The following is a 23,558-nucleotide window of genomic DNA, read 5'->3' on the forward strand; positions in this document are numbered from 1 at the left end:
ACCTTCCGTTAGAGCGTCCTGAACACCAGTAGCAACAGGCAAGCAAAGACCGGTACAGCCGCCGTCAGGCTGTCAATTCGGTCCAGAATACCGCCATGTCCTGGAATCAAGTGGCCGCTATCCTTAATTCCTGCTTCGCGCTTAAACATACTCTCGGTGAGATCACCCAATACGGAAGCCAGTGCCGCAACCACAGAGCAAATCAACAAGATAACAGGCGCAACATTCAGATTCGCCCACATACCGTAACCCCATGAGATCACAGCAGCCGTAGCAAGCCCGCCGATAAACCCTTGCCAGGTTTTACCCGGGGAAACTTTCGGCGCCAGCTTATGTTTGCCAAACAATTTACCAAACATATACGCGCCGGAGTCCGCTCCCCAGACCAGGATCATGACATAGAGTAGCCATATTGCGCCACTGTAATGATTCTCGTCATAGTGCCAGGCACGCAGCGCCAGCATTCCCCAGAAAAATGGCACGATAGTTAACAGGCCGAAAATGAGGCGCAATGTTTTTGAGTTGCGCCAGATTGCCGCCGAACCGGGATAAAATAGCACCAGCAGTAGTGCGACAACCCACCAGCCTAACGATGCCCAAAGCGACATCTCAACCAGCGGTTGACGAATGTTGTGATGATACTCAGGCAACAAAAATAGCATCAGCGCCAATAACAGACCACACAGCACCGCCAGCCAAACCCGCTGTGAACGCGCGGCGAAACCGCTTAACTGTCCCCATTCCCACGCGGCCAGCATACAGACAACCAGCGTAATAATGGCGAACCCCACCGGCGGCAATAAAAAAAGCGCAGCGATGACCGCGGGTATTAACACAAAAGCAGAAATCAGGCGATACTTCAGCAAAAGCAACCCCCATCAGGCTGTGTCATCACCAGGCTCGGTACCGCCGAAACGACGCTCTCGATTAGCAAAGGCATGCAGCGCACCTTCAAAGTCTTGTTCATCGAAATCGGGCCAAAGAACATCCGTAAAGTAAAGTTCGGCATAGGCAATTTGCCAAAGCAAAAAGTTACTAATGCGATGCTCTCCCCCAGTCCTAATTACTAAATCCACAGGCGCCAGCTCATGCATACAAATTTGCTGGCCTAGTCTCTCTTCATCAATCTGATCGGGGCGCAGCACTCCAGCCTGCACCTGTTCCGCCAGTTGCCGGACTCCCTGGACAATATCCCAACGTCCGCCGTAGTTCGCAGCGATATTCAGCGTTAACCCCGTATTACGGGCGGTAAGCGCTTCTGATTTGCGAATACGTTCTTGCAAACGTGAGTTGAATCGACTGATATCGCCGATAATACGCAGGCGAACGTTATGGCGGTGCAGGCTTTTGACTTCGCTATCCAGCGCCCACACGAACAGCTCCATTAACGCGCTCACTTCCTGCGCCGGTCGGTTCCAGTTTTCACTACTAAAGGCATACAGCGTTAACGCATCAATACCGTTATTGGCAGCAAAAGAGACCGCTCGCCGGACGGACTTCGCCCCGGCTTTATGCCCGAAGGCCCGGATCTTCCCTTGCTTTTTCGCCCAGCGACCATTGCCATCCATAATTATTGCAACATGACGGCAGCCATGTGCTGACAAATTTTCGCTTACTGGTTGAGTTGCAGACAACATAACGCGTTTTTTGTCCCTGAAAGGATTTAGCGGTACTCAGGAATACTGAAGCCTTTATACACATTCTCTTCGGTCCGCTTCGCTGATGACTGCGCGTCATCGCCCCTGTCGTGCGCTGTCCGCGCACGCCGGGAACGTATTCGCCTGCCGTCCCGATGCGTCCTGAATGATTTTGTGTATCCACAAAAAAGCCGTGTAAAACCACGGCTAACCTGACCGAAAAAAGCCAAAAACCTGCGATCAGGTGGCGCAGACTATATCACCGAAGCCCAACGCTAACAAATAGCACGATCTTCTGTCGCGGGATAATCGTCAGCGTGAGAGCCGTATCACTTGTTTTCTGGCTACCTCACGCGCGATGGCGTCAACCTGCAATACGTCATCAACGCTTGCCGGTTCCTGTAAATCCATCCTCTCCAGCACCGCTAAATTGAGCCCGGCGATATCGGTAAAACGAATCTGTTGCGCCAGAAACGCGGCAACGGTGATTTCGTTTGCCGCATTGAGCGCCGTCGTTGCCGCCTGACCTTGCTCAAACGCCTCCATCGCCAGCTTCAGGCACGGATAACGCTGATAATCTGGCGCGCTAAACGTCAGCGCGCTGAGTTTGCAAAAATCGAGCGGCTGCGCGCCGGACGCAACGCGATTCGGCCATGCCATCGTATGCGCAATAGGCGTACGCATGTCAGGTTCTCCAAGCTGCGCCAGGACGCTGCCGTCCTGATAACGCACCATCGAATGAATTACCGATTGCGGATGGATCAACACTTCCATCTGACGTGCGCTGGCATTAAATAACCAACGCGCTTCAATGTATTCCAGACCTTTATTCATCATGGTGGCGGAGTCGACGGAGATTTTTCGCCCCATCGACCAGTTCGGATGACGACATGCCTGATCCGGCGTCATCGCTGCCAGATCGCACATTGGCGTTTCACGAAACGGGCCACCAGACCCGGTAAGCAAAATCGACGTTACGCCATTTTGCTCAAGGTCAGCGTATCCCAGATTATGCTGAATAGATTGCGGCAAACTCTGAAAAATCGCGTTATGTTCGCTATCGACGGGTAAAAGCCGGGCGTTGCTGCGTTTCACTTCGTCCATAAACAGCCGCCCGCAGGTCACCAGCGATTCTTTATTCGCCAGCAGAATCGTCTTCCCTGCGCGAATCGCCGCCAGGGTCGGCAGTAAACCAGCCGCGCCCACAATGGCCGCCATCACATGCCCGACCTCATCAAGCGCCGCCATCTCACAGGCAGCCTGCTGACCGCTCAAAACCTCGGTGCGGCTGCCATGCTGCTGAAGCATTATTTTGAGCTGTTCTGCGCTCGACGTATCATCCATTACGGCATAACGCGGCGAGAACTCCAGGCACTGCTCCGCCATGCGGGCAACATTTTTACCCGCCACCAGCGCGACAACGCGGAAGCTATCAGGATTATGGCGCACCACGTCCAGTGTGCTGCAACCAATAGAGCCGGTCGAGCCCAGAATGGTTAATTGCTTCATGAAACGTCCAGAAGTGTTGAAACGGGATAAAAAGCAAAGCGCCGCACAGGAGACCTGATAATGTCTTCTGCGCGGCGCTTTGTACACCACTCATCCGCCAGGTTTAGCGGTGGAATGAGTTTATATCTGCGTACAGATCAATCAGAACTGCATCAGTTCTGCTTCTTTGTCTGCCAACGCCGCATCAACTTTTTTAATTGCCGCGTCGGTCATTTTCTGTACTTCTTCCTGAGAACGACGATCGTCATCTTCACTGATCGCTTTATCTTTCAGCAGAGCTTTTACTTTATCGTTCGCATCACGGCGTACGTTACGTACGGCGACACGCGCCTGCTCCGCTTCGCCACGGACAATTTTCGTCAGATCTTTACGACGTTCTTCGGTCAGCGGCGGCAGCGGAACGCGAATGTCGGTGCCCGCAGAGCTTGGATTCAAACCGAGGTCTGACGCCATGATCGCTTTTTCAACGGCAGGCCCCATAGAGCGGTCAAACACGTTAATTTTTAAGGTACGGGAGTCTTCTACCGTTACGCTTGCCAGCTGACGCAGCGGGGTCGGAGTGCCATAGTACTCTACGACAATACCATCCAGCAGGCTGGGAGAAGCACGACCCGTGCGCACTTTGCTGATTTGGGTTTTGAACGCTTCAACGCATTTTTCCATGCGTACTTCAGCATCTTTTCTGATATCGCTAATCACGTTACGAATCCTTGAAAACTAGTCTCAGTCAGACCAGACGGTCACACAATACAAAGATGTGCTAAGTATAGTCTCGTTTAATTTCTGCCAGGTAATAAGACCCGTCAATAGAACAGAATCTTACCTGTATTTGGCGCTCACGGGAATTATTCCGTGATTAGCGTCCCTTCTTTTTCGCCCATCACCACACGACGCAGCGCGCCCGGTTTGTTCATGTTGAAAACACGAATCGGCAGTTTGTGGTCACGAGCCAGCGTGAACGCCGCCAGATCCATCACTTTCAGCTCTTTATCCAGCACTTCGCTGTAGGTAAGCTGATCGTACATGGTCGCGGAAGGATCTTTTGCCGGATCGGCAGTGAATACGCCATCCACTTTGGTCGCTTTCAGTACGACATCCGCTTCAATTTCGATCCCGCGCAGACAGGCTGCTGAGTCGGTAGTAAAAAACGGGTTACCCGTACCTGCAGACAGAATCACAACTCGGTTATTACGCAGCAGGCTGATCGCCTCGGCCCAACTGTAGTTGTCGCACACGCCGTTTAAAGGAATTGCCGACATCAGGCGGGCGTTCACATAGGCGCGGTGAAGCGCATCACGCATTGCCAGGCCGTTCATTACGGTGGCCAACATGCCCATGTGATCGCCCACAACGCGGTTCATCCCCGCTTTTGCCAGACCCGCGCCACGGAACAGGTTACCACCGCCAATCACCACACCAACCTGAATACCCAGTTCAACCAGTTCTTTGATCTCCTGAGCCATACGATCCAGTATGCTTGCATCAATACCGAAGCCTTCCGTACCCTGCAGAGCTTCGCCGCTTAATTTAAGCAGAATGCGTTTATAGACGGGTTTTGCATTGGTAGCCATGTTTCTTTCCTGAGACTGTCAACGATTGATATGAGTTAATTCCGGCGACATTGTACGTCGCATTTCAGCGCAAACGCCAGGCGTCGGCTGATTTTACAAGAGAGGCGCAAAAAGAAGCCGCCCTCAGGCGGCTCCTCAGGAAAATCAGGACTGCTTAGACATCGCAGCAACTTCCGCTGCAAAGTCAGTCTCGACTTTCTCAATGCCTTCGCCCACTTCAAAGCGGATGAAGCCAGTCACGTCAGCGTTGTGCTCTTTCAGCAGTTGGCCAACAGATTTGCTCGGTTCCATGACGAAAGGCTGACCAGTCAGAGAAACTTCGCCGGTGAATTTCTTCATGCGGCCTTCAACCATTTTCTCTGCGATTTCTTTCGGCTTGCCAGACTGCATCGCGATGTCCAGTTGTACCTGGTACTCTTTCTCTACCACGTCAGCAGACACGTCTTCCGGCTTAACGAATTCCGGCTTGCTTGCAGCAACGTGCATCGCCAACTGTTTAACCAGCTCTTCGTCAGCGCCTTTAGCGGCAACCAGAACGCCGATACGCGCACCGTGCTGATAAGAACCCAGAACGTCGCCTTCCAGGGAAGCTACGCGACGAATGTTGATGTTCTCGCCGATTTTCGCAACCAACGCAACACGCTCTTCTTCGAACTGCGCTTTCAGGACTTCTACGTCAGTGATTTTGCCAGCAACAGCGGCGTCCAGCACTTTGTCAGCGAATGCCTGGAAGCCAGCATCTTTAGCCACGAAGTCAGTCTGGCAGTTAACTTCCAGAATGAAAGCGATGTTGCCGTCGATTTTGGTTTTGATTACGCCGTCAGCAGCCACGTTGCCTGCTTTTTTCGCCGCTTTGATAGCGCCGGACTTACGCATGTTTTCGATTGCCAGCTCAATGTCGCCATTCGCTTCAGTCAGTGCTTTTTTGCAATCCATCATGCCTGCGCCGGTACGCTCACGCAGCTCTTTTACCAGGGATGCGGTAATTTCAGCCATTCTAAAATCCTCGAAAGATTTGATCTGCCCGGCATCAAACCGCACAGATATAAAAGTGAAAAAGGGGCCTAAAGGGCCCCTAACCAAACGTGATACTACCTGGTTTATAAGGGGGCGCTCCCCTTCATATTTCGAGCCGCAGGTGCGTTGCCTTCACTCGCTCATCCCGGTCACTTACTGATGTAAGCTCCCGGGAATTCTCGAGCTTGCCGCCTTCCTGCAACTCGAACTATTTTAGGGAGTTATCAAGCCTTATTATTCAGCTTCTACGAAGCTTTCTTCCGCCTGGGAAGCCAGATCCTGAGAACGGCCTTCACGAACGGTTGCAGCGACAGCGCCCAGGTACAGGCTAACAGCACGGATTGCGTCATCGTTACCCGGGATAACGAAGTCAACGCCGTCCGGATCAGAGTTGGTATCAACGATAGCAAATACCGGAATACCCAGGTTGTTTGCTTCTTTGATAGCAATGTGCTCATGGTCAGCATCGATAACGAACAGAGCGTCCGGCAGACCGCCCATATCTTTGATACCACCCAGGCTGTTTTCCAGTTTCTCAAGCTCACGAGTACGCATCAGCGCTTCTTTCTTGGTCAGCTTTTCGAAAGTACCGTCCTGAGACTGAGTTTCCAGGTCTTTCAGACGTTTGATGGACTGACGAACGGTTTTCCAGTTAGTCAGCATACCGCCCAGCCAGCGATGGTTCACGAAGAACTGGTCGCAGCTGTTAGCAGCTTCTTTCACCGCTTCGCTTGCAGCGCGTTTGGTACCAACGAAAAGGATTTTACCTTTACGAGCAGAGATCTTGTTCAGTTCAGCCAGAGCTTCGTTGAACATCGGTACGGTTTTCTCAAGGTTGATGATGTGAACTTTGTTACGCGCGCCGAAGATGAACGGCTTCATTTTCGGGTTCCAGTAACGGGTCTGGTGACCAAAGTGAACACCAGCCTTGAGCATGTCGCGCATGGAAACAGTTGCCATGATTTAAAACCTCTATAGATTAAGTTGGGGTTATGCCTCCACGTATCCCATATTACCGACCCCAAAGGGCACCCCGGAATATGTGCCGATACGTGTGTGTTGTTACACAAAGTGAGATTTGTCGCTCCCGCCCATCTTGTGTATCAGGGAATGAAACGGAAGTCCGGCGCGCTTTATACCACAAATACGCCTTCGACACCAATAATTGTTGGCACTCCATGCTGTAACTGATTCTCAATCTGGTAGTGGATGCTTCAGACTGTTAACATTGACAGCACATACACAATTATTGTCGAAATCATCGACCCTGATGGACAGAATTCATGGCTATCTCAATCAAGACCCCTGAAGAAATCGAAAAGATGCGCGTCGCGGGCCGTCTGGCAGCCGAAGTGCTGGAAATGATCGAACCGTATATCAAACCGGGCGTCACCACCGGCGAACTGGACCGTATCTGTAACGATTACATCGTTAACGAACAACACGCGATCTCCGCCTGCCTCGGCTACCACGGCTATCCGAAATCCGTCTGTATCTCTATTAATGAAGTGGTGTGCCACGGCATTCCGGATGACGCTAAGCATCTGAAAGATGGTGATATCGTCAACATTGATGTGACGGTTATCAAAGATGAATACCACGGCGACACCTCTAAAATGTTTATCGTCGGCAAACCGACCATTCTGGGCGAGCGTCTGTGCCGCGTCACACAAGAGAGCCTGTATCTGGGCATCAAAATGGTGAAACCGGGTATCCGCCTGCGCACCATTGGCGCCGCCATCCAGAAATATGCCGAAGGCGAAGGTTTCTCCGTGGTACGTGAATACTGCGGACACGGTATTGGTCGCGGCTTCCATGAAGAACCGCAGGTGCTGCATTATGATGCGGACGATGGCGGCGTCGTGTTGCAGCCTGGCATGACCTTTACCATTGAACCGATGCTGAACGCAGGGGACTACCGTATCCGCACCATGAAAGACGGCTGGACGGTGAAAACCAAAGACCGCAGCTTGTCTGCTCAGTACGAGCATACTATTGTGGTAACGGAAAACGGCTGTGAAATTCTGACGCTGCGTAAAGATGACACCATCCCGGCGGTCATTACGCACGACGCATAACTTTTTTGCCTGATGGCGCTACGCTTATCAGGCCTACATCAAATACACACCGTAGGCCGGATAAGGCGTTCGCTATCATCCGGCTTTTTAATGGGTGGCGCATATGAATACTCTTCCTGAACAGTACGCGAATACCGCACTCCCCACCCTTCCCGACCAGCCGCAAAACCCTGGCGTCTGGCCGCGCGCTGAGCTGACCGTCGCCGGTATCAAAGCCCGTATCGACATCTTTCAACACTGGCTGGGCGAGGCATTTGACAGCGGCATTTGTGCAGAACAGCTTATTGAAGCCCGTACCGAATTTATCGACCAGTTGTTACAACGCCTGTGGATTGAGGCTGGTTTCGGTCAGATTGCCGATCTGGCGCTGGTCGCCGTCGGCGGCTATGGACGCGGCGAACTGCATCCGCTTTCCGATATTGATCTGCTCATTTTAAGCCGCAAAAAGCTGCCCGATGAACAGGCGCAAAAGGTTGGCGAACTGCTGACCTTATTATGGGACGTCAAGCTGGATGTCGGTCATAGCGTACGTACGCTGGAAGAATGCCTGCTGGAAGGTCTGTCTGATTTAACCGTTGCGACAAACCTCATCGAAACGCGCCTGCTGATCGGTGATGTCGCTCTGTTTCTGGCGCTGCAAAAACATATTTTCAGCGAAGGCTTTTGGCCATCCGACAAATTTTACGCCGCCAAAGTAGAAGAGCAGAACCAACGCCACCAGCGCTATCACGGCACCAGCTATAATCTGGAGCCGGATATTAAAAGCAGCCCCGGCGGTCTGCGCGATATCCACACGTTGCAGTGGGTCGCCCGACGTCACTTCGGCGCTACCTCGCTCGATGAGATGGTGGGCTTCGGCTTTTTAACCCCGGCTGAGCGCGCGGAACTCAACGAGTGCCTGCATATCCTGTGGCGCATTCGTTTTGCGCTACATCTGGTGGTCAGCCGCTACGATAACCGCCTGCTATTCGACCGCCAGTTGAGCGTCGCTCAACGCCTTAACTACAGCGGCGAAGGCAACGATCCGGTTGAGCGGATGATGAAAGACTACTTCCGGGTCACGCGCCGGGTGAGCGAACTCAATCAGATGCTGCTTCAGCTATTTGACGAGGCGATTCTGGCGCTGCCTGCGGATGAAAAACCACGTCCTATCGACGATGAGTTTCAACTGCGCGGCACGCTCATTGATCTGCGTGACGACACACTGTTTATCCGCGAACCGGAAGCGATCCTGCGGATGTTTTATATGATGGTGCGCAATAGCGCGATCACCGGCATCTACTCTACGACATTACGCCATTTGCGCCACGCCCGCCGCCATCTGAGCCAACCTCTCTGTTACATCCCGGAGGCGCGCACGCTGTTTCTCAGTATGCTGCGCCATCCCGGCGCGGTCAGCCGCGGCCTGCTACCTATGCATCGCCACAGCGTACTGTGGGCTTATATGCCGCAGTGGTCGCACATCGTCGGACAAATGCAGTTTGACCTGTTCCACGCATACACGGTGGATGAACACACCATCCGCGTGATGCTCAAGCTGGAGAGCTTTGCGAAGGAAAAGACGCGCCAGCGCCACCCGCTATGCGTCGATCTCTGGCCGCGGCTTCCCCATCCGGAACTCATTCTGATCGCCGCGCTGTTCCACGATATTGCGAAAGGACGCGGCGGCGACCATTCGGTACTGGGCGCGCAGGATGTACTCACCTTCGCCGAACTACATGGCCTGAACTCGCGCGAAACGCAACTGGTCGCCTGGCTGGTGCGCCAGCACCTGCTGATGTCGGTCACCGCCCAACGCCGCGACATCCAGGACCCGGAAGTCATCAAGCAGTTTGCCGAAGAGGTACAAACCGAAACACGGTTGCGCTTTCTGGTCTGCCTGACCGTCGCGGACATATGCGCGACCAACGAAACCTTGTGGAATAGCTGGAAACAGAGCCTGCTGCGCGAGCTGTACTTCGCCACTGAAAAACAGCTCAGGCGCGGAATGCAAAATACGCCGGATATGCGTGAGCGCGTGCGTCACCATCAGCTTCAGGCGCTGGCGCTGCTGCGAATGGACAATATTGATGAAGCCGCGCTGCACAAAATCTGGACCCGCTGTCGCGCTAACTATTTTGTTCGTCATAGTCCAAATCAGCTCGCCTGGCACGCACGCCATTTATTGCAGCACGATCTGCACCAACCGTTAGTGTTACTCAGTCCGCAGGCCACGCGCGGCGGAACCGAAATTTTTATCTGGAGTCCGGACAGACCCTATCTGTTTGCCGCCGTCTGCGCCGAACTGGACAGGCGTAATTTAAGCGTCCATGACGCGCAGATCTTTACCACTCGCGACGGCATGGCAATGGATACGTTTATCGTTCTGGAACCAGACGGCAGCCCGCTAGCGGCGGATCGCCATGAAGTTATTCGCACCGGTCTTGAACAGACCATTACGCAGCGTAGCTGGCAGCCGCCGCAGCCGCGTCGGCAACCGGCAAAGTTACGGCACTTTACGGTCGAAACGGAAGTCAATTTTCTGCCCACCCATACCGACAGAAAATCATTCATGGAATTGATCGCGCTCGATCAACCCGGCCTGTTGGCCAGGGTCGGACAAATTTTTGCCGATCTGGGAATTTCGCTTCATGGCGCCCGAATTACAACCATTGGTGAACGAGTAGAAGATTTATTCATAATCGCCACAGCGGATCGGCGCGCACTTAATAATGTGCTGCAACTTGAGGTGCAACAACGGTTGACAGCGGCCCTCAATCCAAACGATAAAGGGTAGTGTGTTTATTTATATGAAAGAGTTTAACAATGCAGCAGTTACAGAACATTATTGAGACCGCTTTTGAGCGCCGCGCCGATATTACGCCGGCTAATGTAGATACCGTGACCCGGGAGGCGGTAAACCAGGTCATTTCTCTACTCGATTCCGGTGCGTTGCGTGTCGCAGAAAAAATCGACGGTCAGTGGGTCACTCACCAGTGGCTGAAGAAAGCGGTTCTGCTCTCTTTTCGTATTAACGATAACCAGGTTATCGACGGTGCGGAAAGCCGCTACTTCGATAAAGTCCCGATGAAATTCGCTGATTACGACGAAGCGCGTTTTCAGAAAGAAGGTTTCCGCGTCGTTCCGCCAGCGGCCGTTCGTCAGGGCGCATTTATCGCCCGCAACACCGTGCTGATGCCGTCTTACGTTAACATCGGCGCCTACGTTGACGAAGGCACTATGGTTGACACCTGGGCGACCGTGGGTTCCTGCGCGCAGATCGGTAAAAACGTTCACCTCTCCGGCGGCGTGGGTATCGGCGGCGTACTGGAGCCGTTGCAGGCTAACCCGACAATCATTGAAGACAACTGCTTTATTGGCGCGCGTTCTGAAGTCGTGGAAGGCGTAATTGTCGAAGAAGGTTCCGTCATTTCTATGGGCGTATACCTCGGCCAGAGCACCAAAATCTACGATCGCGAAACCGGTGAAGTTCACTATGGTCGCGTACCGGCGGGTTCCGTGGTCGTTTCCGGCAACCTGCCATCAAAAGACGGTAAATACAGTCTGTACTGCGCGGTGATCGTGAAAAAAGTCGACGCCAAAACGCGTGGTAAAGTGGGCATTAACGAATTATTGCGCACTATTGATTAAGCGAGTGAAAAGCGGGGGCGACAGCCCCCTTTGCATTATGGCGAATGCGGCAAAACGGTCTCCGGCGCAATCTTTGCCGCAAACGCCGAAGCCAACGCAGTCAAAACGACATAACCGGCAACCAAAGTCCAACTGTTATCATAGACTGCACTTAACGCTTTAGCGATAAACGGTGTGAATCCCCCTGCCACAACCGCCCCCAACTGAGCGCCAATTGATGAACCGCTATAGCGTACAGGCGGATGAAACAGTCCGGCGAAAAAAGAAGGTTGCACGGCATTCAGTGAATTATGACCAATGTTAATAAGCAGAACGTAGCCCACTATCATCAGTATTAGCGAACGGCTTTCCAGCAGCCAGAAAAAGGGAAAAGCCATTGCCGCTACAAAAAGCGCGCCAAAAATGTACACCTGACGGCAGCCACGCCGATCCGACACGATGCCAAATAGCATGTGCATGGGATACGCCAGCAGACAGGTGAACATTACAATGTACAGAATAGTCAGGCTGGCAATCCCAAGCTGCGTCGTCGCCCAGGAAACCGCGAAGACGGTGGCAAGAAAAAAGGGAACGCTTTCAGCAAAACGTAGAATCATAATCAGCAAAATGCTGCGCCATTGTTCTCGTACTACTTTGACCACCGGCCTTTCTTCTCTTTGCTGCATATGATTAATAGCTTGCTGCTTTTTAAACGCACGGAAGACAGGTGTCTCATCCAGACGATGACGCATATATAATCCCGGCAACACCAAAAGCGCACTGAGCAGAAAAGGAATACGCCATCCCCATGATAACAGCTCCTCCTCCGGTAATTGGGTCACGAATATAAATACGCCAGTCGCCAATAATTGTCCTGTGAGTCCCCCTGTTTGCGATAGCGCGCTTAACCGCCCCCGGTGCTTTCCAACAGCATATTCCACGACCATTAACATGGCGCCGCCCCATTCGCCTCCAACCAGAAATCCCTGCAGAAAACGCAGAATAACCAGTAAAGCAGGCGCCAGCGCGCCAATACTGGCGTAAGAAGGCAGGCAACCGATGAGAAACGTTACCGCGCCCATCCCCCCTAACGTGATTAATAACGTGTTTTTACGCCCAAGCGTATCTCCCCTGTTGCCAAAAAATAGCGCGCCCAACGGCCGGGAAATAAATCCCACGCCGAAACTGGCAAAAGAAGATAACGTTACAGTAAATGGGCTGGCGCCAGGGAAAAAAAGCGGGCCAAATACCAGCGCGCTTGCCAGGCCGTATAATAGAAAATCATAATATTCAATGGAGTTTCCTATCCAGGCGGAAATCACCACCCGGCGAATAGTGGTATTATACGTTCCAGACATAGACTCTGCCTTTCAGGGTTATCGACTGCTGCCTCCGGTCAATTTCCCACACCGACCTCAAACGCTTTCTCTATAAACTGAATATCGCGTTGAATTACTTAGGCTATCAATAACCGCCGCCCTTTTACTCATTACGTTGTCGAGAAGTCTTCTGCGATCAACCGCGCTTTTTTTGTATCCATTGGTGGCGAAAAACCAACTTTTCGTTAATTATTCAAAAGTTATAGTGTGATGAAGGATACCGCTATGTATGACAATCTAAAAAGTCTGGGCATTACCAATCCTGAGGAAATCGATCGTTACAGCCTGCGGCAAGAAGCCAACAACGATATCCTGAAAATCTATTTTCAAAAGGATAGAGGTGAATTCTTTGCTAAAAGCGTGAAGTTTAAGTACCCACGCCAGCGAAAAACGGTGGTGGCCGATGGCATCGGTCAGGGTTATAAAGAAGTACAGGAGATTAGCCCTAACCTACGCTATGTGATTGACGAACTGGACCAAATCTGCCAGCGCGACCGCTCAGAACTCGATCTCAAACGTAAGATCCTCGACGACTTGCGCCATCTGGAAAGCGTCGTCGCGAATAAGATCAGTGAAATCGAAGCCGATCTGGACAAGCTTACCCGTAAGTAAGCTGTGTGTTGCCGGATGGCGACGTGTTACGCCTTATCCGGCCTACAGCTATATCTCCGTAGGCCTGGTAAGCGAAGCGCCGCCGGGCTTAACGCTGTTCATCCAGTTGTAGCGCCACATACAGCAACAGCCGATCGTCAAAATTGCCCAAATCCAGCCCGGTCAGTTCCGAAATGCGATTCAGCCGATATTCCAGTGTATTACGGTGAATAAACAGCGCCTTAGAAGTTGCCAGCGGCTGGACATTATGGCGAAACCACGCCGTCAGCGTCCGACGTAATAACCCGTTGTTATCCATCGCTTTGAGTTTTACCAGCGGGCGCGCCAGCTCATTGGCCTGCCAGCCGCCACGCAGGCCATCTAACAGGACCGGCAGCATCAAATCCTGATAAAAATAGCTGCGACTCTCTGGCATCCGCTGTTTGCCAACCATCATCGTGGTACGCGCCGTGCGATATGAACGTGCAATACTGCCCGGCCCGGTAAAGTAATTGCCCAGCGCCACGCGAAAACGTAGCTGACCGTTTTCTTTCATTCGCGAGATAAGCTGCTCTACACGCTTACGATGATCTTCGGCATCCCAGCGACCAAACGGGTTTAATGCAGGCTTTAGTACCACCATCTCGGAGAGAGAAACAATGGCTATCAGGTTGTTACGTTCCGGCGTGGTGAGCGCATTCTGTAACTGCTGAAGCTCCGCCATTGCGCTGTCGACACCAAGCTGGCCGCTGTCGACTTCGACTACCGCCGCTACACGCGGCTGGTTCAAATCGATCCCCAAACGTTGCGCCCATTCCACCAGCGCTGGCGTATTTTCTTCGGCCTGAATCAGGTTCATCACCAACTCTTCGCGCAGACGGCTATCCTGCGCCAGAAGGTGCATTAACCGCGACTGCTCCAGCATCATTTCGGCGGTCATACACACCAGTTCACCATATTTACGCAGATGTTCTGGTTCGCCAGTGAGGCCGATCACGCCGACAATTTCGCCCTCAAGGCATAAGGGTAGATTTATCCCCTGACGTACCCCGTGCAGGTGTCGCGCCACGGCATCGTCGATATCCACAACCCGGCCTTGTGACAGCACTAATAGCGCGCCTTCGTGCAATTCACCAATACGCTCCCGATCGCCGCTGCCGATAATGCGCCCACGGGCATCCATTACGTTGATATTGGTATCAATGATGCGCATAGTGCGCGCCACGATATCCTGCGCCATTTTGGTATCAAGACGCCAGCCAGCCATAAAACCCTCCAGTGAGCAGAGCATAAGCATAAGGAAGATGGCAGACCTCGACATTGTGCAAATGCACAAAGCAGAGCAAAGAAGTATGGAGTTGTGGGGGGCTTCACAGAAAAAAGTTGCCCCCTTCCGTGGTGGAAGGGGGATAAGGTGATTACTGCATCAACAGATAAATAGAGCTATCGCCACGCTGAATATTCAGCGCCAGAACCGACGGCTTGCTGTCGAGAATCTTACGCAGCTCGGCGATATTTTTCACTGGCTGCTGGTTAGCGCCGATAATCACATCGCCTTTTTTGAGGCCAATTTGCGCGGCTGGTGAGTTCGCTTTCACGCTGCTGACCACAACGCCTTTATCCTGGCCTTTATTGCTCATTTCAGCGCCTTCAATCCCGCTGAAGATGGTGCTGGAATCAACCTGACTCTGGCTGCTCTGCTGCAGTTCCAGATTGACCGTAATAGCTTTACCTTCACGCAGCAGACCGAGGCTGATTTTGCTGCCGACCGGCATAGTGCCGACCTGCGCGCGCAGCGCCGCAAAGCTGCTGATCGGTTTACCGTTCAGGGAGGTAATGACATCCCCGGCTTTAATACCTGCTTTCGCCGCGGACGAATTCGGCATCACCTGGCTGACGAACGCGCCACGCTGGGCGTCGACTTTCATCGCTTTCGCCAGTTCGGAATTCAGCTCAGTCCCCATGATTCCCAGTTCGCCGCGTTTAACCTGGCCATATTCCACCATCTGCGACGTCAGGTTTTTCACCATGTTGCTGGGGATAGCGAAGCCGATACCAATGTTACCGCCGTCTGGCGCCAGAATCGCGGTGTTAATACCGATCAGCTCGCCGTTCAGGTTCACCAGCGCGCCGCCGGAGTTACCGCGGTTAATCGCGGCGTCGGTCTGAATAAAGTTTTCATAGTTTTCAACGTTCAGGCCGCTACGCCCCAGCGCCGAAACGATACCTGACGTCACCGTTTCGCCCAGACCAAACGGGTTACCAATAGCCACGGTATAATCCCCCACGCGCAGCGCGTCGGAGTCCGCCAGCTTAATCGCCGTCAGGTTTTTCGGATTCTGAATTTGAATCAGCGCAATATCAGAACGCGGATCTTTGCCCACCACTTTGGCATCGAATTTACGCCCATCGCTAAGCTGTACTTTAATCACGTTGGCGTTATCAACAACGTGGTTGTTGGTGACGACGTAACCCTTCGCGGCGTCAATAATTACGCCGGAACCCAGCGCCATGAATTTCTGTTGTTGGCCACCATTGCCGCCGTTACCGCCGCCCTGGCAGAACGGGGAATTCTGGAACGGAGAACCGTCCTGGCAGAACGGGGAGTCATCGCCAAAGAACTGCTGGAAATTACGCGGCATACGCGGCGTATTCACCGTGGTGCTGCCTTCTACATTAATACTGACCACCGATGGCATCACTTTTTCGAGCATCGGCGCCAGGCTTGGCATCTGCTGGGCGGTCATTGCTGAAGACGACGTTTCAGCCGCCGTGGCAGACAGAGGCGACAATGCCAAACCTAAACTCAGAGCCAGTGCACTCATTGCTAATGTGGTTTTTTTCATGTGTTTCAATCTCGATTAACAGGTAACGCAAAATTGCTGTGTACGTCAGATTCATTTTATAACGCGAAGTTCCGGAATAAAGTTTCTGGAAAAAGTAAAAATTTATTGTCCATCTTTACAAAAGTCCATTTACTGTTCGACCGCCATCAATCGCCGATATTCATCCCATGCGTAAAGGTCAGTCATACCGCTGATATAATCCTGAATCAACCGACAACGATAATAATATTCCAGCACCGGATACTCCGCCGAATCCGTGGGTAATTTACTGACGACTTCCACGTAGGCCAAACGATGGCGCGTAGAGAGTTTCTGAAATAAACGCGATTCTATGGGCAAGCGTTTCAACCGATCTTGTTCCACCAGCTCGCGAAAGTCGTTAAGCGACAGACTTAATAGTGGCTGATAGATATCTAATAACCCACTGATTACCCGGTATCCCTGTAGCTCAAGCTGTTCTACGTCCGGATGGCTAAACACATGTTCAACCGCCACGTTCTTATATAATTCAAGTAGACGACTAAAACCGCTGGCATCTTCCAGCAACGCCTGATTGAAGGTACCGGCAAAAATCTGCGGTAAATTATCAATAAAACGCTGAGCGGCATATGGCACCAGTTTATTTAATGTATTTACCCGTAAATACATAAAAAACTGATCTTCGGTACTGCGGCTTAATGTATTGGCGCGTGATTTTTCCCACGCATTTCCTACCACCAGCTCAAACAGCGAATCCTTCTCATGGTGGCCCCACGCGTGATATAAATGGTGATAAAGCTGCTCAACGCTAAAGATTCTTTTCTCTACCGCGTCTTCAAGATCGGCGACACAATAAGAGATATCATCTGCGGCTTCCATAATCCACGTTAATGGAAAGCGACTGTAAGGCGCTAACTGAAGTTCTTTACGTAACCTCGCAATATACTTCTCTTCAGAAAGATAATAGCCCGGTTTCTTCATTAAATAGCGATGGGAGTCCGGCACCGACCCTCGCCACCATGCCGGACGGGTATATTTTAAAATTCCGCCAACCTGCGCCCAGGTAAGATTCATCCGCATGAGCGTATGCACCAGACGAATTCCCTGTGCATTGCCTTCAAAATGGCAGATATCCTGACGTACTTTGCGGCGAATATCGTTCAGATTTTCTTCGCCTTCCTGTAACCGTAGCGAGGAAACCACACAGCGATCATGCGTGAGCGGCTGACTTTCCGCATCTTCCGGATGCAGCCGCTGACGAAACCAGTCATTGATCGCCGCCTCGCCAAAATGACCGAACGGCGGATTACCGATGTCGTGCATCAGGCAGGCCATTTCCACAATACTTTCAAAGGGACCGGTCAGCGCGTCCAGACCGTACTCCTCCAGCCGGTTTTGCTCTTTCAGGCGGCTTAAAATCTCTTTCGCGATATAACGCCCCACCTGCTGCACCTCCATCGAATGCGTCAGGCGAGTACGCACTGCGGCATTGCGCTCCAGCGGGAAAACCTGCGTTTTTTGCTGCAAACGGCGTATAGCCGGAGAGTTGATAATCCGCCCGCGATCGCTTTCAAAAATCCGCAGGATCTCATGTTCCGTCTTTACGCCCTGCGGTGAACGATAACGACGATGCCAGTTAATTTTATTTCGGAAATCGATCGATGCCATATCCTCTCCCCGCCTGAGAAATGCGCTTCCCCATAAGCGCATGATAAACTATGCCCCCAAAACTGACTTATCGCGAGTAAATCTATGAAAATCGGCATCATTGGCGCAATGGAAGAAGAAGTTACGCTGCTGCGTGACAAAATTGATAACCGTCAGACGCTGACGCTGGGCGGCTGCGAAATTTACACCGGCCAGTTGAACGGCACCGAAGTGGCGTTACTGAAATCCGGTATCGGTAAGGTCGCGGCGGCGCTGGGCGCAACGTTGCTTCTGGAGCACTGCAAGCCGGACGTGATCATCAATACCGGTTCCGCAGGCGGTCTGGCGTCCACGCTGAAGGTCGGCGATATCGTCGTCTCTGACGAAGCGCGTTACCACGACGCTGATGTGACCGCTTTCGGCTATGAATACGGGCAATTACCGGGCTGTCCGGCCGGATTTAAGGCCGATGACAAACTGATCGCCGCCGCGGAATCCTGCATCAGGGAGCTGAATCTGAACGCGGTACGCGGTCTTATTGTTAGCGGCGACGCGTTTATTAACGGTTCCGTCGGGCTGGCGAAAATCCGGCATAACTTCCCCGAAGCGGTCGCTGTAGAGATGGAAGCCACCGCTATCGCACACGTCTGCTATAACTTCAACGTGCCGTTCGTGGTGGTACGCGCTATCTCTGACGTGGCCGATCAGCAATCGCACCTCAGCTTTGACGAATTCCTCGCGGTGGCGGCGAAACAGTCGACTCTGATGGTCGAAACTCTGGTACAGAAACTGGCGCATGGCTAAGCAAATGTTCAGGGCGCTGGTCGCCCTGCTGCTTACGCTCCCGGTGTGGCTTTACGCCGCGCCGCGCGTAATTACCCTCTCTCCCGCCAATACGGAGCTCGCTTTTGCCGCCGGGATTACGCCCGTTGGCGTCAGCAGCTATTCCGACTACCCGCCCGAAGCGCAAAAAATAGAACAGGTCTCTACCTGGCAGGGAATGAATCTGGAGCGCATTGTGGCGCTGAAGCCGGATCTGGTCGTCGCCTGGCGCGGCGGTAATGCGGAACGTCAGGTAAACCAACTGACTTCGTTAGGTATTAAGGTAATGTGGGTGGACGCGATAACCATCGAACAGATCGCCGACACGCTCCGTCAACTGGCCGACTGGAGCCCGCAGCCGGAAAAGGCTCAGCAGGCAGCGCAGACGTTGCTAAAGGAGTACGCCGCGCTCAAAACCGAGTATGCCAGTAAAGCTAAAAAACGCGTCTTTCTTCAGTTTGGCATGAATCCTTTGTTTACCAGCGGTAAAGGGTCTATCCAACATCAGGTTTTGACGACCTGCGGCGGAGAAAACGTCTTCGCTGACAGCCGCGTGCCGTGGCCGCAAGTCAGCCGTGAGCAGGTGCTGGCAAGGCATCCCCAGGCCATTATCGTGGCCGGAAAAGCGGGCGAAATTCTCAAAATTGAACAATACTGGGGAAACCTGCTAAAAATTCCGGTTATTCCGCTTAACAGCGACTGGTTTGAACGCGCAAGCCCGCGTATTATCCTCGCCGCAAAACAACTCTGTAATGCGCTTTCACAGGTGAATTAGAGCCTGTCTCACCAGGCTCTCAGTGGGGATTCAACAATGCTCGTCTATTGGCTGGATATTGTAGGCACGGCTGTATTTGCTATCTCTGGCGTGTTGCTGGCCGGGAAATTACGTATGGACCCGTTTGGCGTCCTGGTGCTCGGCGTCGTTACTGCCGTCGGCGGCGGGACAATCCGCGATATGGCGCTGGATAACGGCCCGGTATTCTGGGTTAAAGATCCTACCGATCTGGTTGTCGCCATGGTTACCAGTATGTTGACCATCCTGCTGGTTCGCCAGCCAAGACGCCTGCCGAAATGGATGCTGCCGGTATTGGATGCCGTAGGGCTGGCGGTGTTTGTCGGCATTGGGGTAAATAAAGCCTTCCTCGCCGAAACGGGGCCATTAGTGGCAGTCTGTATGGGGGTGATTACCGGCGTCGGCGGCGGGATTATTCGCGATGTTCTGGCACGCGAGATTCCCATGATCCTACGCACCGAAATCTATGCCACGGCCTGTATTATCGGCGGAATTGTTCACGCCACCGCGTTTTATACGTTTTCAGTGCCGCTGGAAAGCGCCAGCATGATGGGCATGGTCGTCACGCTGTTCATTCGGCTGGCGGCGATACGTTGGCACCTGAAACTGCCGACCTTTGCCTTAGATGAGAATTGAAACGTCATTTGCAGACCGGATAAAACGAACCCATTGCCCGGTGGCGCTAACGCTTACCGGGCCTACAGTACAGTTGTCACTTGTTGGCCGGATAAGGCGTTAAGCCGTCATCCGGCAATACATCAGATGCTGAAGGAAGAGCCACACCCGCAGGTGCTTTTCGCATTCGGGTTGGTCACAATGAAGCGGGAGCCTTCCAGACCTTCGGTATAATCTACCGAACCACCGACCAGATACTGCAAACTCATCGGGTCAACCACCAGACCAACGCCCTGTTTTTCGATGGTCATATCCCCTTCGTTAACCTGATCGTCAAAGGTGAAACCGTACTGGAAACCGCTGCAACCACCGCCGGTAATATACACGCGCAGTTTCAGATTCGGGTTATCTTCGTCAGCGATAAGACTTTTTACTTTATTCGCTGCTGCGTCGGTAAACTGCAGCGGCAGCGCTACGTCATCACTCATATTTTGCTCCAAACGACATCGGTAATTGGATAAATTTCCACCCAATATTGGCGGTCATTATCTAATACCCTGGTAATTCGTTCAAGTATTCTCGCCCGCAGGCGCATTCTGGCTTTTCGCCGCCTGTTCCGCATCCTGCTTCGCCAGAGTGCGCGCCAGGATGGTTGAGTATAACGGTTTCCCACCCAAAAACTGGGCTAATAGTGTCGCGCCAAGACAAGTGATAATCATTGGCAAAATGAGCTGGTAGTTATCGGTCATTTCCAGCACCAGCACAATTCCCGTCAGCGGGGCGCGCACCGACGCCGCCATCAGCGCCCCCATCCCGGCAATCGCAAAAGTACCGGCCTCCAGGTGATACTGCGGGAAAAGCACTGCCGCCGCCATACCAAAGGCCGTACCAAGCAGCGTCCCCAGCGCCAGCATCGGGGCGAAAATCCCCCCCGGCGCGCCGGAAGAAAAGCAAAGCAGCGTCGTGACAACCCGGGTAATAAAGATGAACAACAGTAGCCCGACGCTAAAATTACCTGCCGCGGCGATAGGAATAAGGTTAAATCCACCGCCTGCCGCTTCCGGCTCAATCAACCCCAGAATACCGCACAGGCCGCCGATCGCGCCGCCCATTAGCACCCATTTTTTAATTTCGCCGCCATGAAAGCGCTGAAACATATCCTGGGTACGCAGCACCAGCGAATTAAATACCGGCCCGACGCAGCCAAAAATAATGCCGAGGATAAGGTATAACCACAGCGTGTTAACCGGGGCATCAGACAATTTGCCGACTTCAATAATCGGCGCTTCGCCGTTAAATATGCGGAACACAATGCTCGACATGATCACGCCGGTAAACACTGCTTTAATCGAAATCAGGTTGTAGCGAAACTGCGGGCGCATCTCTTCAATAATAAACAGGATACCCGCCAGCGGCGCGTTAAACGCCGCAGAAAGCCCCGCCGCCGCGCCAGTCGCCAGCAACGTATGCCGCGCTTCGGCACTGCGCATACGAAAGACATCCAGCACCATGCGCCCCAGGTTTCCCCCGATTTGCACCGTTGGCCCTTCGCGCCCTAATACCATTCCTGCGCCCAACGTTCCCATCCCACCGATAAACTTCACCGGCAACACGCGCCACCAGCGCACCGGACGTAACTCCTCCAGCGCGCCTTCAATTTCCGGGATACCCGATCCGCCGGCTTCCGGCGCAAATTTTCGCACCAAAAAGTAGCCGACCATCGCCAGTAATGCCGACAGTATAAAGGCCAGCGGCCAAAGCAAAAAAGCATGCTCCGCGACCTGAACCAGCGCGCCAATACGCATGTTTTGTACCCAGGAAACAGCCTTTTCAAAGGCCACGCCAACCAGCCCGGTAAGTGAGCCGACAACGGCCGCCATGAACAGGATGGCCAGCGGCGTTTTATCCCGCTGCATTAACCGGCGAATCTGATCTCTGCGCCGTAAACGCACGATTTGCTGAGCTAAAAAGGTGGAAGTGTCTGTTTTCATCAGAAGATCATTCATTGGTAATACAAATCTAAAGTCGGCATTCTACTCGCCAACGCCGTGAAAATCCCCTGCAAATCGTATTGTTTCAAATGCGTAAAACTTTCATAACCTTCTCTGAATAACTTAGAATAGCGGGTATTCACTTTTTCTACGAACCAGGAACCTTTCCATGAGTAAGTCTGAAAATCTCTATAGCGCAGCGCGCGAGCTGATCCCCGGCGGCGTGAACTCCCCTGTTCGCGCCTTCACTGGCGTGGGCGGCACCCCGCTGTTTATCGAAAAAGCGGACGGCGCCTATCTTTATGATGTCGATGGCAAAGCGTATATCGACTATGTCGGTTCCTGGGGGCCAATGGTACTTGGGCATAACCATCCGGCTATCCGCAATGCGGTGATCGAAGCCGCCGAACGGGGGCTTAGCTTCGGCGCGCCAACCGAAATGGAAGTAAAAATGGCGGAACTGGTCACAAACCTGGTACCGACCATGGACATGGTGCGCATGGTGAACTCCGGCACCGAAGCAACCATGAGCGCCATTCGCCTGGCGCGTGGTTTTACCGGCCGCGATAAGATTATCAAATTCGAAGGCTGCTACCACGGCCACGCAGATTGCCTGCTGGTAAAAGCCGGGTCAGGCGCACTGACGCTCGGTCAGCCGAACTCGCCGGGCGTCCCGGCAGATTTTGCTAAACATACGCTGACCTGCGTCTATAACGATCTGGCATCAGTGCGCGCGGCGTTTGAACAATATCCGCAGGAAATAGCCTGTATCATCGTCGAACCCGTGGCGGGCAATATGAACTGCGTCCCGCCGCTGCCAGCGTTCCTGCCGGGCCTGCGCGCCTTGTGTGATGAGTTCGGCGCGCTGCTGATTATCGACGAAGTGATGACCGGTTTTCGCGTAGCGTTGGCCGGCGCCCAGGATTACTACGGCGTCGTGCCGGACCTAACCTGTCTGGGTAAAATCATCGGCGGCGGGATGCCGGTAGGCGCGTTTGGCGGTCGTCGCGATGTAATGGATGCGCTGGCGCCGACGGGCCCGGTTTACCAGGCGGGCACCCTTTCCGGCAACCCGATTGCGATGGCGGCTGGTTTCGCCTGTCTGAATGAAGTCGCCCAGCCCGGCATTCATGAAACGCTGGATGAGCTCACCACCCGTCTGGCGGAAGGATTGTGCGAAGCAGCACAGGAGGCAGGTATCCCACTGATCGTCAACCATGTTGGCGGCATGTTCGGGATTTTCTTCACCGACGCCGAGAGCGTAACCTGCTATCAGGACGTGATGGCGTGCGACGTTGAACGCTTTAAGCGTTTCTTCCACCTGATGCTGGAGGAAGGCGTGTATCTGGCGCCATCGGCGTTTGAAGCAGGCTTTATGTCGGTCGCACATAGCATGGACGACATTAATAATACCATTGACGCCGCGCGTCGGGTGCTTGCGACGCTGTAAAGGCGAGATGAAGTATTGTAGGCC

22 protein-coding genes are annotated in these 23,558 nt (G+C 53.0%); 8 read left to right on the top strand and 14 right to left on the bottom strand.

Annotated features, from left to right (window positions below; translation table 11 throughout):
- Positions 1-8 precede the first annotated feature (8 nt).
- The 7 genes from cdsA to rpsB form a co-directional block, all read right to left on the bottom strand.
- Complete coding sequence (gene cdsA, locus AC3G3F_RS00140; RefSeq protein WP_000922422.1) at positions 9-866, bottom strand: phosphatidate cytidylyltransferase; 858 nt, start codon at positions 864-866, stop codon at positions 9-11.
- Between the two features lie 12 nt (positions 867-878).
- Positions 879-1,637: a (2E,6E)-farnesyl-diphosphate-specific ditrans,polycis-undecaprenyl-diphosphate synthase gene (gene ispU / locus AC3G3F_RS00145; RefSeq protein WP_053508748.1), complete on the bottom strand. Its 759-nt coding sequence runs from the start codon at positions 1,635-1,637 to the stop codon at positions 879-881.
- Between the two features lie 312 nt (positions 1,638-1,949).
- Positions 1,950-3,146 carry a 1-deoxy-D-xylulose-5-phosphate reductoisomerase gene (gene ispC, locus AC3G3F_RS00150; RefSeq protein ID WP_053508750.1) on the bottom strand — a complete coding sequence of 399 codons (1,197 nt, stop codon included), beginning with the start codon at positions 3,144-3,146 and terminating at the stop codon, positions 1,950-1,952.
- A gap of 141 nt (positions 3,147-3,287) precedes the next feature.
- A complete protein-coding gene (frr, locus tag AC3G3F_RS00155; RefSeq protein ID WP_000622423.1) occupies positions 3,288-3,845 on the bottom strand; it encodes a ribosome recycling factor in 558 nt (185 codons plus the stop codon).
- A 146-nt stretch (positions 3,846-3,991) separates the two neighbouring features.
- Positions 3,992-4,717 (bottom strand): UMP kinase, encoded by a 726-nt coding sequence (gene pyrH / locus AC3G3F_RS00160; RefSeq protein WP_000224567.1) that lies wholly within the window; start codon positions 4,715-4,717, stop codon positions 3,992-3,994.
- Positions 4,718-4,861: 144 nt separating this feature from the next.
- Entirely contained in the window at positions 4,862-5,713 is an 852-nt protein-coding gene (tsf, locus tag AC3G3F_RS00165; protein ID WP_000808102.1) for a translation elongation factor Ts, read from the bottom strand.
- Between the two features lie 255 nt (positions 5,714-5,968).
- Positions 5,969-6,694: a 30S ribosomal protein S2 gene (rpsB, locus tag AC3G3F_RS00170; RefSeq protein ID WP_000246886.1), complete on the bottom strand. Its 726-nt coding sequence runs from the start codon at positions 6,692-6,694 to the stop codon at positions 5,969-5,971.
- A gap of 323 nt (positions 6,695-7,017) precedes the next feature.
- Here rpsB and map point away from each other — a divergent pair, with 323 nt between their 5' ends.
- The 3 genes from map to dapD all read left to right on the top strand — a co-directional run bounded on the left by map (position 7,018) and on the right by dapD (position 11,442).
- Positions 7,018-7,812 carry a type I methionyl aminopeptidase gene (gene map, locus AC3G3F_RS00175; RefSeq protein ID WP_002946964.1) on the top strand — a complete coding sequence of 265 codons (795 nt, stop codon included), beginning with the start codon at positions 7,018-7,020 and terminating at the stop codon, positions 7,810-7,812.
- 103 nt (positions 7,813-7,915) lie between these two features.
- The gene (gene glnD / locus AC3G3F_RS00180) at positions 7,916-10,588 is read left to right on the top strand and encodes a bifunctional uridylyltransferase/uridylyl-removing protein GlnD (protein ID WP_488394270.1); all 2,673 of its coding nucleotides are present in this window, start codon (positions 7,916-7,918) and stop codon (positions 10,586-10,588) included.
- Positions 10,589-10,617: 29 nt separating this feature from the next.
- Positions 10,618-11,442: a 2,3,4,5-tetrahydropyridine-2,6-dicarboxylate N-succinyltransferase gene (gene dapD / locus AC3G3F_RS00185; RefSeq protein ID WP_053508754.1), complete on the top strand. Its 825-nt coding sequence runs from the start codon at positions 10,618-10,620 to the stop codon at positions 11,440-11,442.
- 35 nt (positions 11,443-11,477) lie between these two features.
- Here dapD and AC3G3F_RS00190 read toward each other — a convergent pair whose 3' ends face one another.
- Positions 11,478-12,779, bottom strand: a complete 1,302-nt coding sequence (locus tag AC3G3F_RS00190; RefSeq protein WP_053508756.1) for an MFS transporter — start codon at positions 12,777-12,779, stop codon at positions 11,478-11,480.
- Between the two features lie 246 nt (positions 12,780-13,025).
- Here AC3G3F_RS00190 and AC3G3F_RS00195 point away from each other — a divergent pair, with 246 nt between their 5' ends.
- The gene (locus AC3G3F_RS00195; protein ID WP_000272193.1) at positions 13,026-13,412 is read left to right on the top strand and encodes a DUF3461 family protein; all 387 of its coding nucleotides are present in this window, start codon (positions 13,026-13,028) and stop codon (positions 13,410-13,412) included.
- A gap of 88 nt (positions 13,413-13,500) precedes the next feature.
- On the opposite strand, the gene cdaR is transcribed toward AC3G3F_RS00195, so the two are convergent.
- The 3 genes from cdaR to dgt all read right to left on the bottom strand — a co-directional run bounded on the left by cdaR (position 13,501) and on the right by dgt (position 17,884).
- A complete protein-coding gene (gene cdaR, locus AC3G3F_RS00200) occupies positions 13,501-14,658 on the bottom strand; it encodes a DNA-binding transcriptional regulator CdaR (protein ID WP_063390132.1) in 1,158 nt (385 codons plus the stop codon).
- A gap of 151 nt (positions 14,659-14,809) precedes the next feature.
- Positions 14,810-16,237: a serine endoprotease DegP gene (degP, locus tag AC3G3F_RS00205; protein WP_053508759.1), complete on the bottom strand. Its 1,428-nt coding sequence runs from the start codon at positions 16,235-16,237 to the stop codon at positions 14,810-14,812.
- Positions 16,238-16,366: 129 nt separating this feature from the next.
- The gene (dgt, locus tag AC3G3F_RS00210; protein ID WP_053529456.1) at positions 16,367-17,884 is read right to left on the bottom strand and encodes a dGTPase; all 1,518 of its coding nucleotides are present in this window, start codon (positions 17,882-17,884) and stop codon (positions 16,367-16,369) included.
- An 84-nt stretch (positions 17,885-17,968) separates the two neighbouring features.
- Here dgt and mtnN point away from each other — a divergent pair, with 84 nt between their 5' ends.
- The 3 genes from mtnN to AC3G3F_RS00225 are packed head-to-tail and all read left to right on the top strand — an operon-like array spanning position 17,969 to position 20,114.
- Positions 17,969-18,667: a 5'-methylthioadenosine/S-adenosylhomocysteine nucleosidase gene (mtnN, locus tag AC3G3F_RS00215; RefSeq protein ID WP_000689829.1), complete on the top strand. Its 699-nt coding sequence runs from the start codon at positions 17,969-17,971 to the stop codon at positions 18,665-18,667.
- Positions 18,660-19,460: a vitamin B12 ABC transporter substrate-binding protein BtuF gene (btuF, locus tag AC3G3F_RS00220; RefSeq protein ID WP_053508762.1), complete on the top strand. Its 801-nt coding sequence runs from the start codon at positions 18,660-18,662 to the stop codon at positions 19,458-19,460. The genes mtnN and btuF overlap by 8 nt, the downstream gene beginning before the upstream one ends.
- A gap of 36 nt (positions 19,461-19,496) precedes the next feature.
- Positions 19,497-20,114: a TRIC cation channel family protein gene (locus AC3G3F_RS00225; protein WP_000964232.1), complete on the top strand. Its 618-nt coding sequence runs from the start codon at positions 19,497-19,499 to the stop codon at positions 20,112-20,114.
- Between the two features lie 122 nt (positions 20,115-20,236).
- Here the strand turns inward: AC3G3F_RS00225 and erpA are convergent, their stop codons facing one another.
- From erpA to clcA, 3 genes are read right to left on the bottom strand one after another with little or no spacing between them, the layout of a single operon-like run.
- Positions 20,237-20,581 (bottom strand): iron-sulfur cluster insertion protein ErpA, encoded by a 345-nt coding sequence (gene erpA / locus AC3G3F_RS00230; RefSeq protein ID WP_001278668.1) that lies wholly within the window; start codon positions 20,579-20,581, stop codon positions 20,237-20,239.
- Entirely contained in the window at positions 20,574-20,639 is a 66-nt protein-coding gene (yadW, locus tag AC3G3F_RS00235) for a small protein YadW (protein ID WP_366548011.1), read from the bottom strand. Before yadW ends, erpA begins: the two co-directional genes overlap by 8 nt.
- A gap of 23 nt (positions 20,640-20,662) precedes the next feature.
- Positions 20,663-22,084 carry a H(+)/Cl(-) exchange transporter ClcA gene (clcA, locus tag AC3G3F_RS00240; RefSeq protein ID WP_053529458.1) on the bottom strand — a complete coding sequence of 474 codons (1,422 nt, stop codon included), beginning with the start codon at positions 22,082-22,084 and terminating at the stop codon, positions 20,663-20,665.
- Between the two features lie 169 nt (positions 22,085-22,253).
- On the opposite strand from clcA, the gene hemL reads away from it, so the two are divergent.
- Positions 22,254-23,534: a glutamate-1-semialdehyde 2,1-aminomutase gene (hemL, locus tag AC3G3F_RS00245; RefSeq protein ID WP_053529459.1), complete on the top strand. Its 1,281-nt coding sequence runs from the start codon at positions 22,254-22,256 to the stop codon at positions 23,532-23,534.
- Positions 23,535-23,558 lie beyond the last annotated feature (24 nt).

It is taken from the genome of Salmonella sp. FC25216, assembly GCF_057751355.1.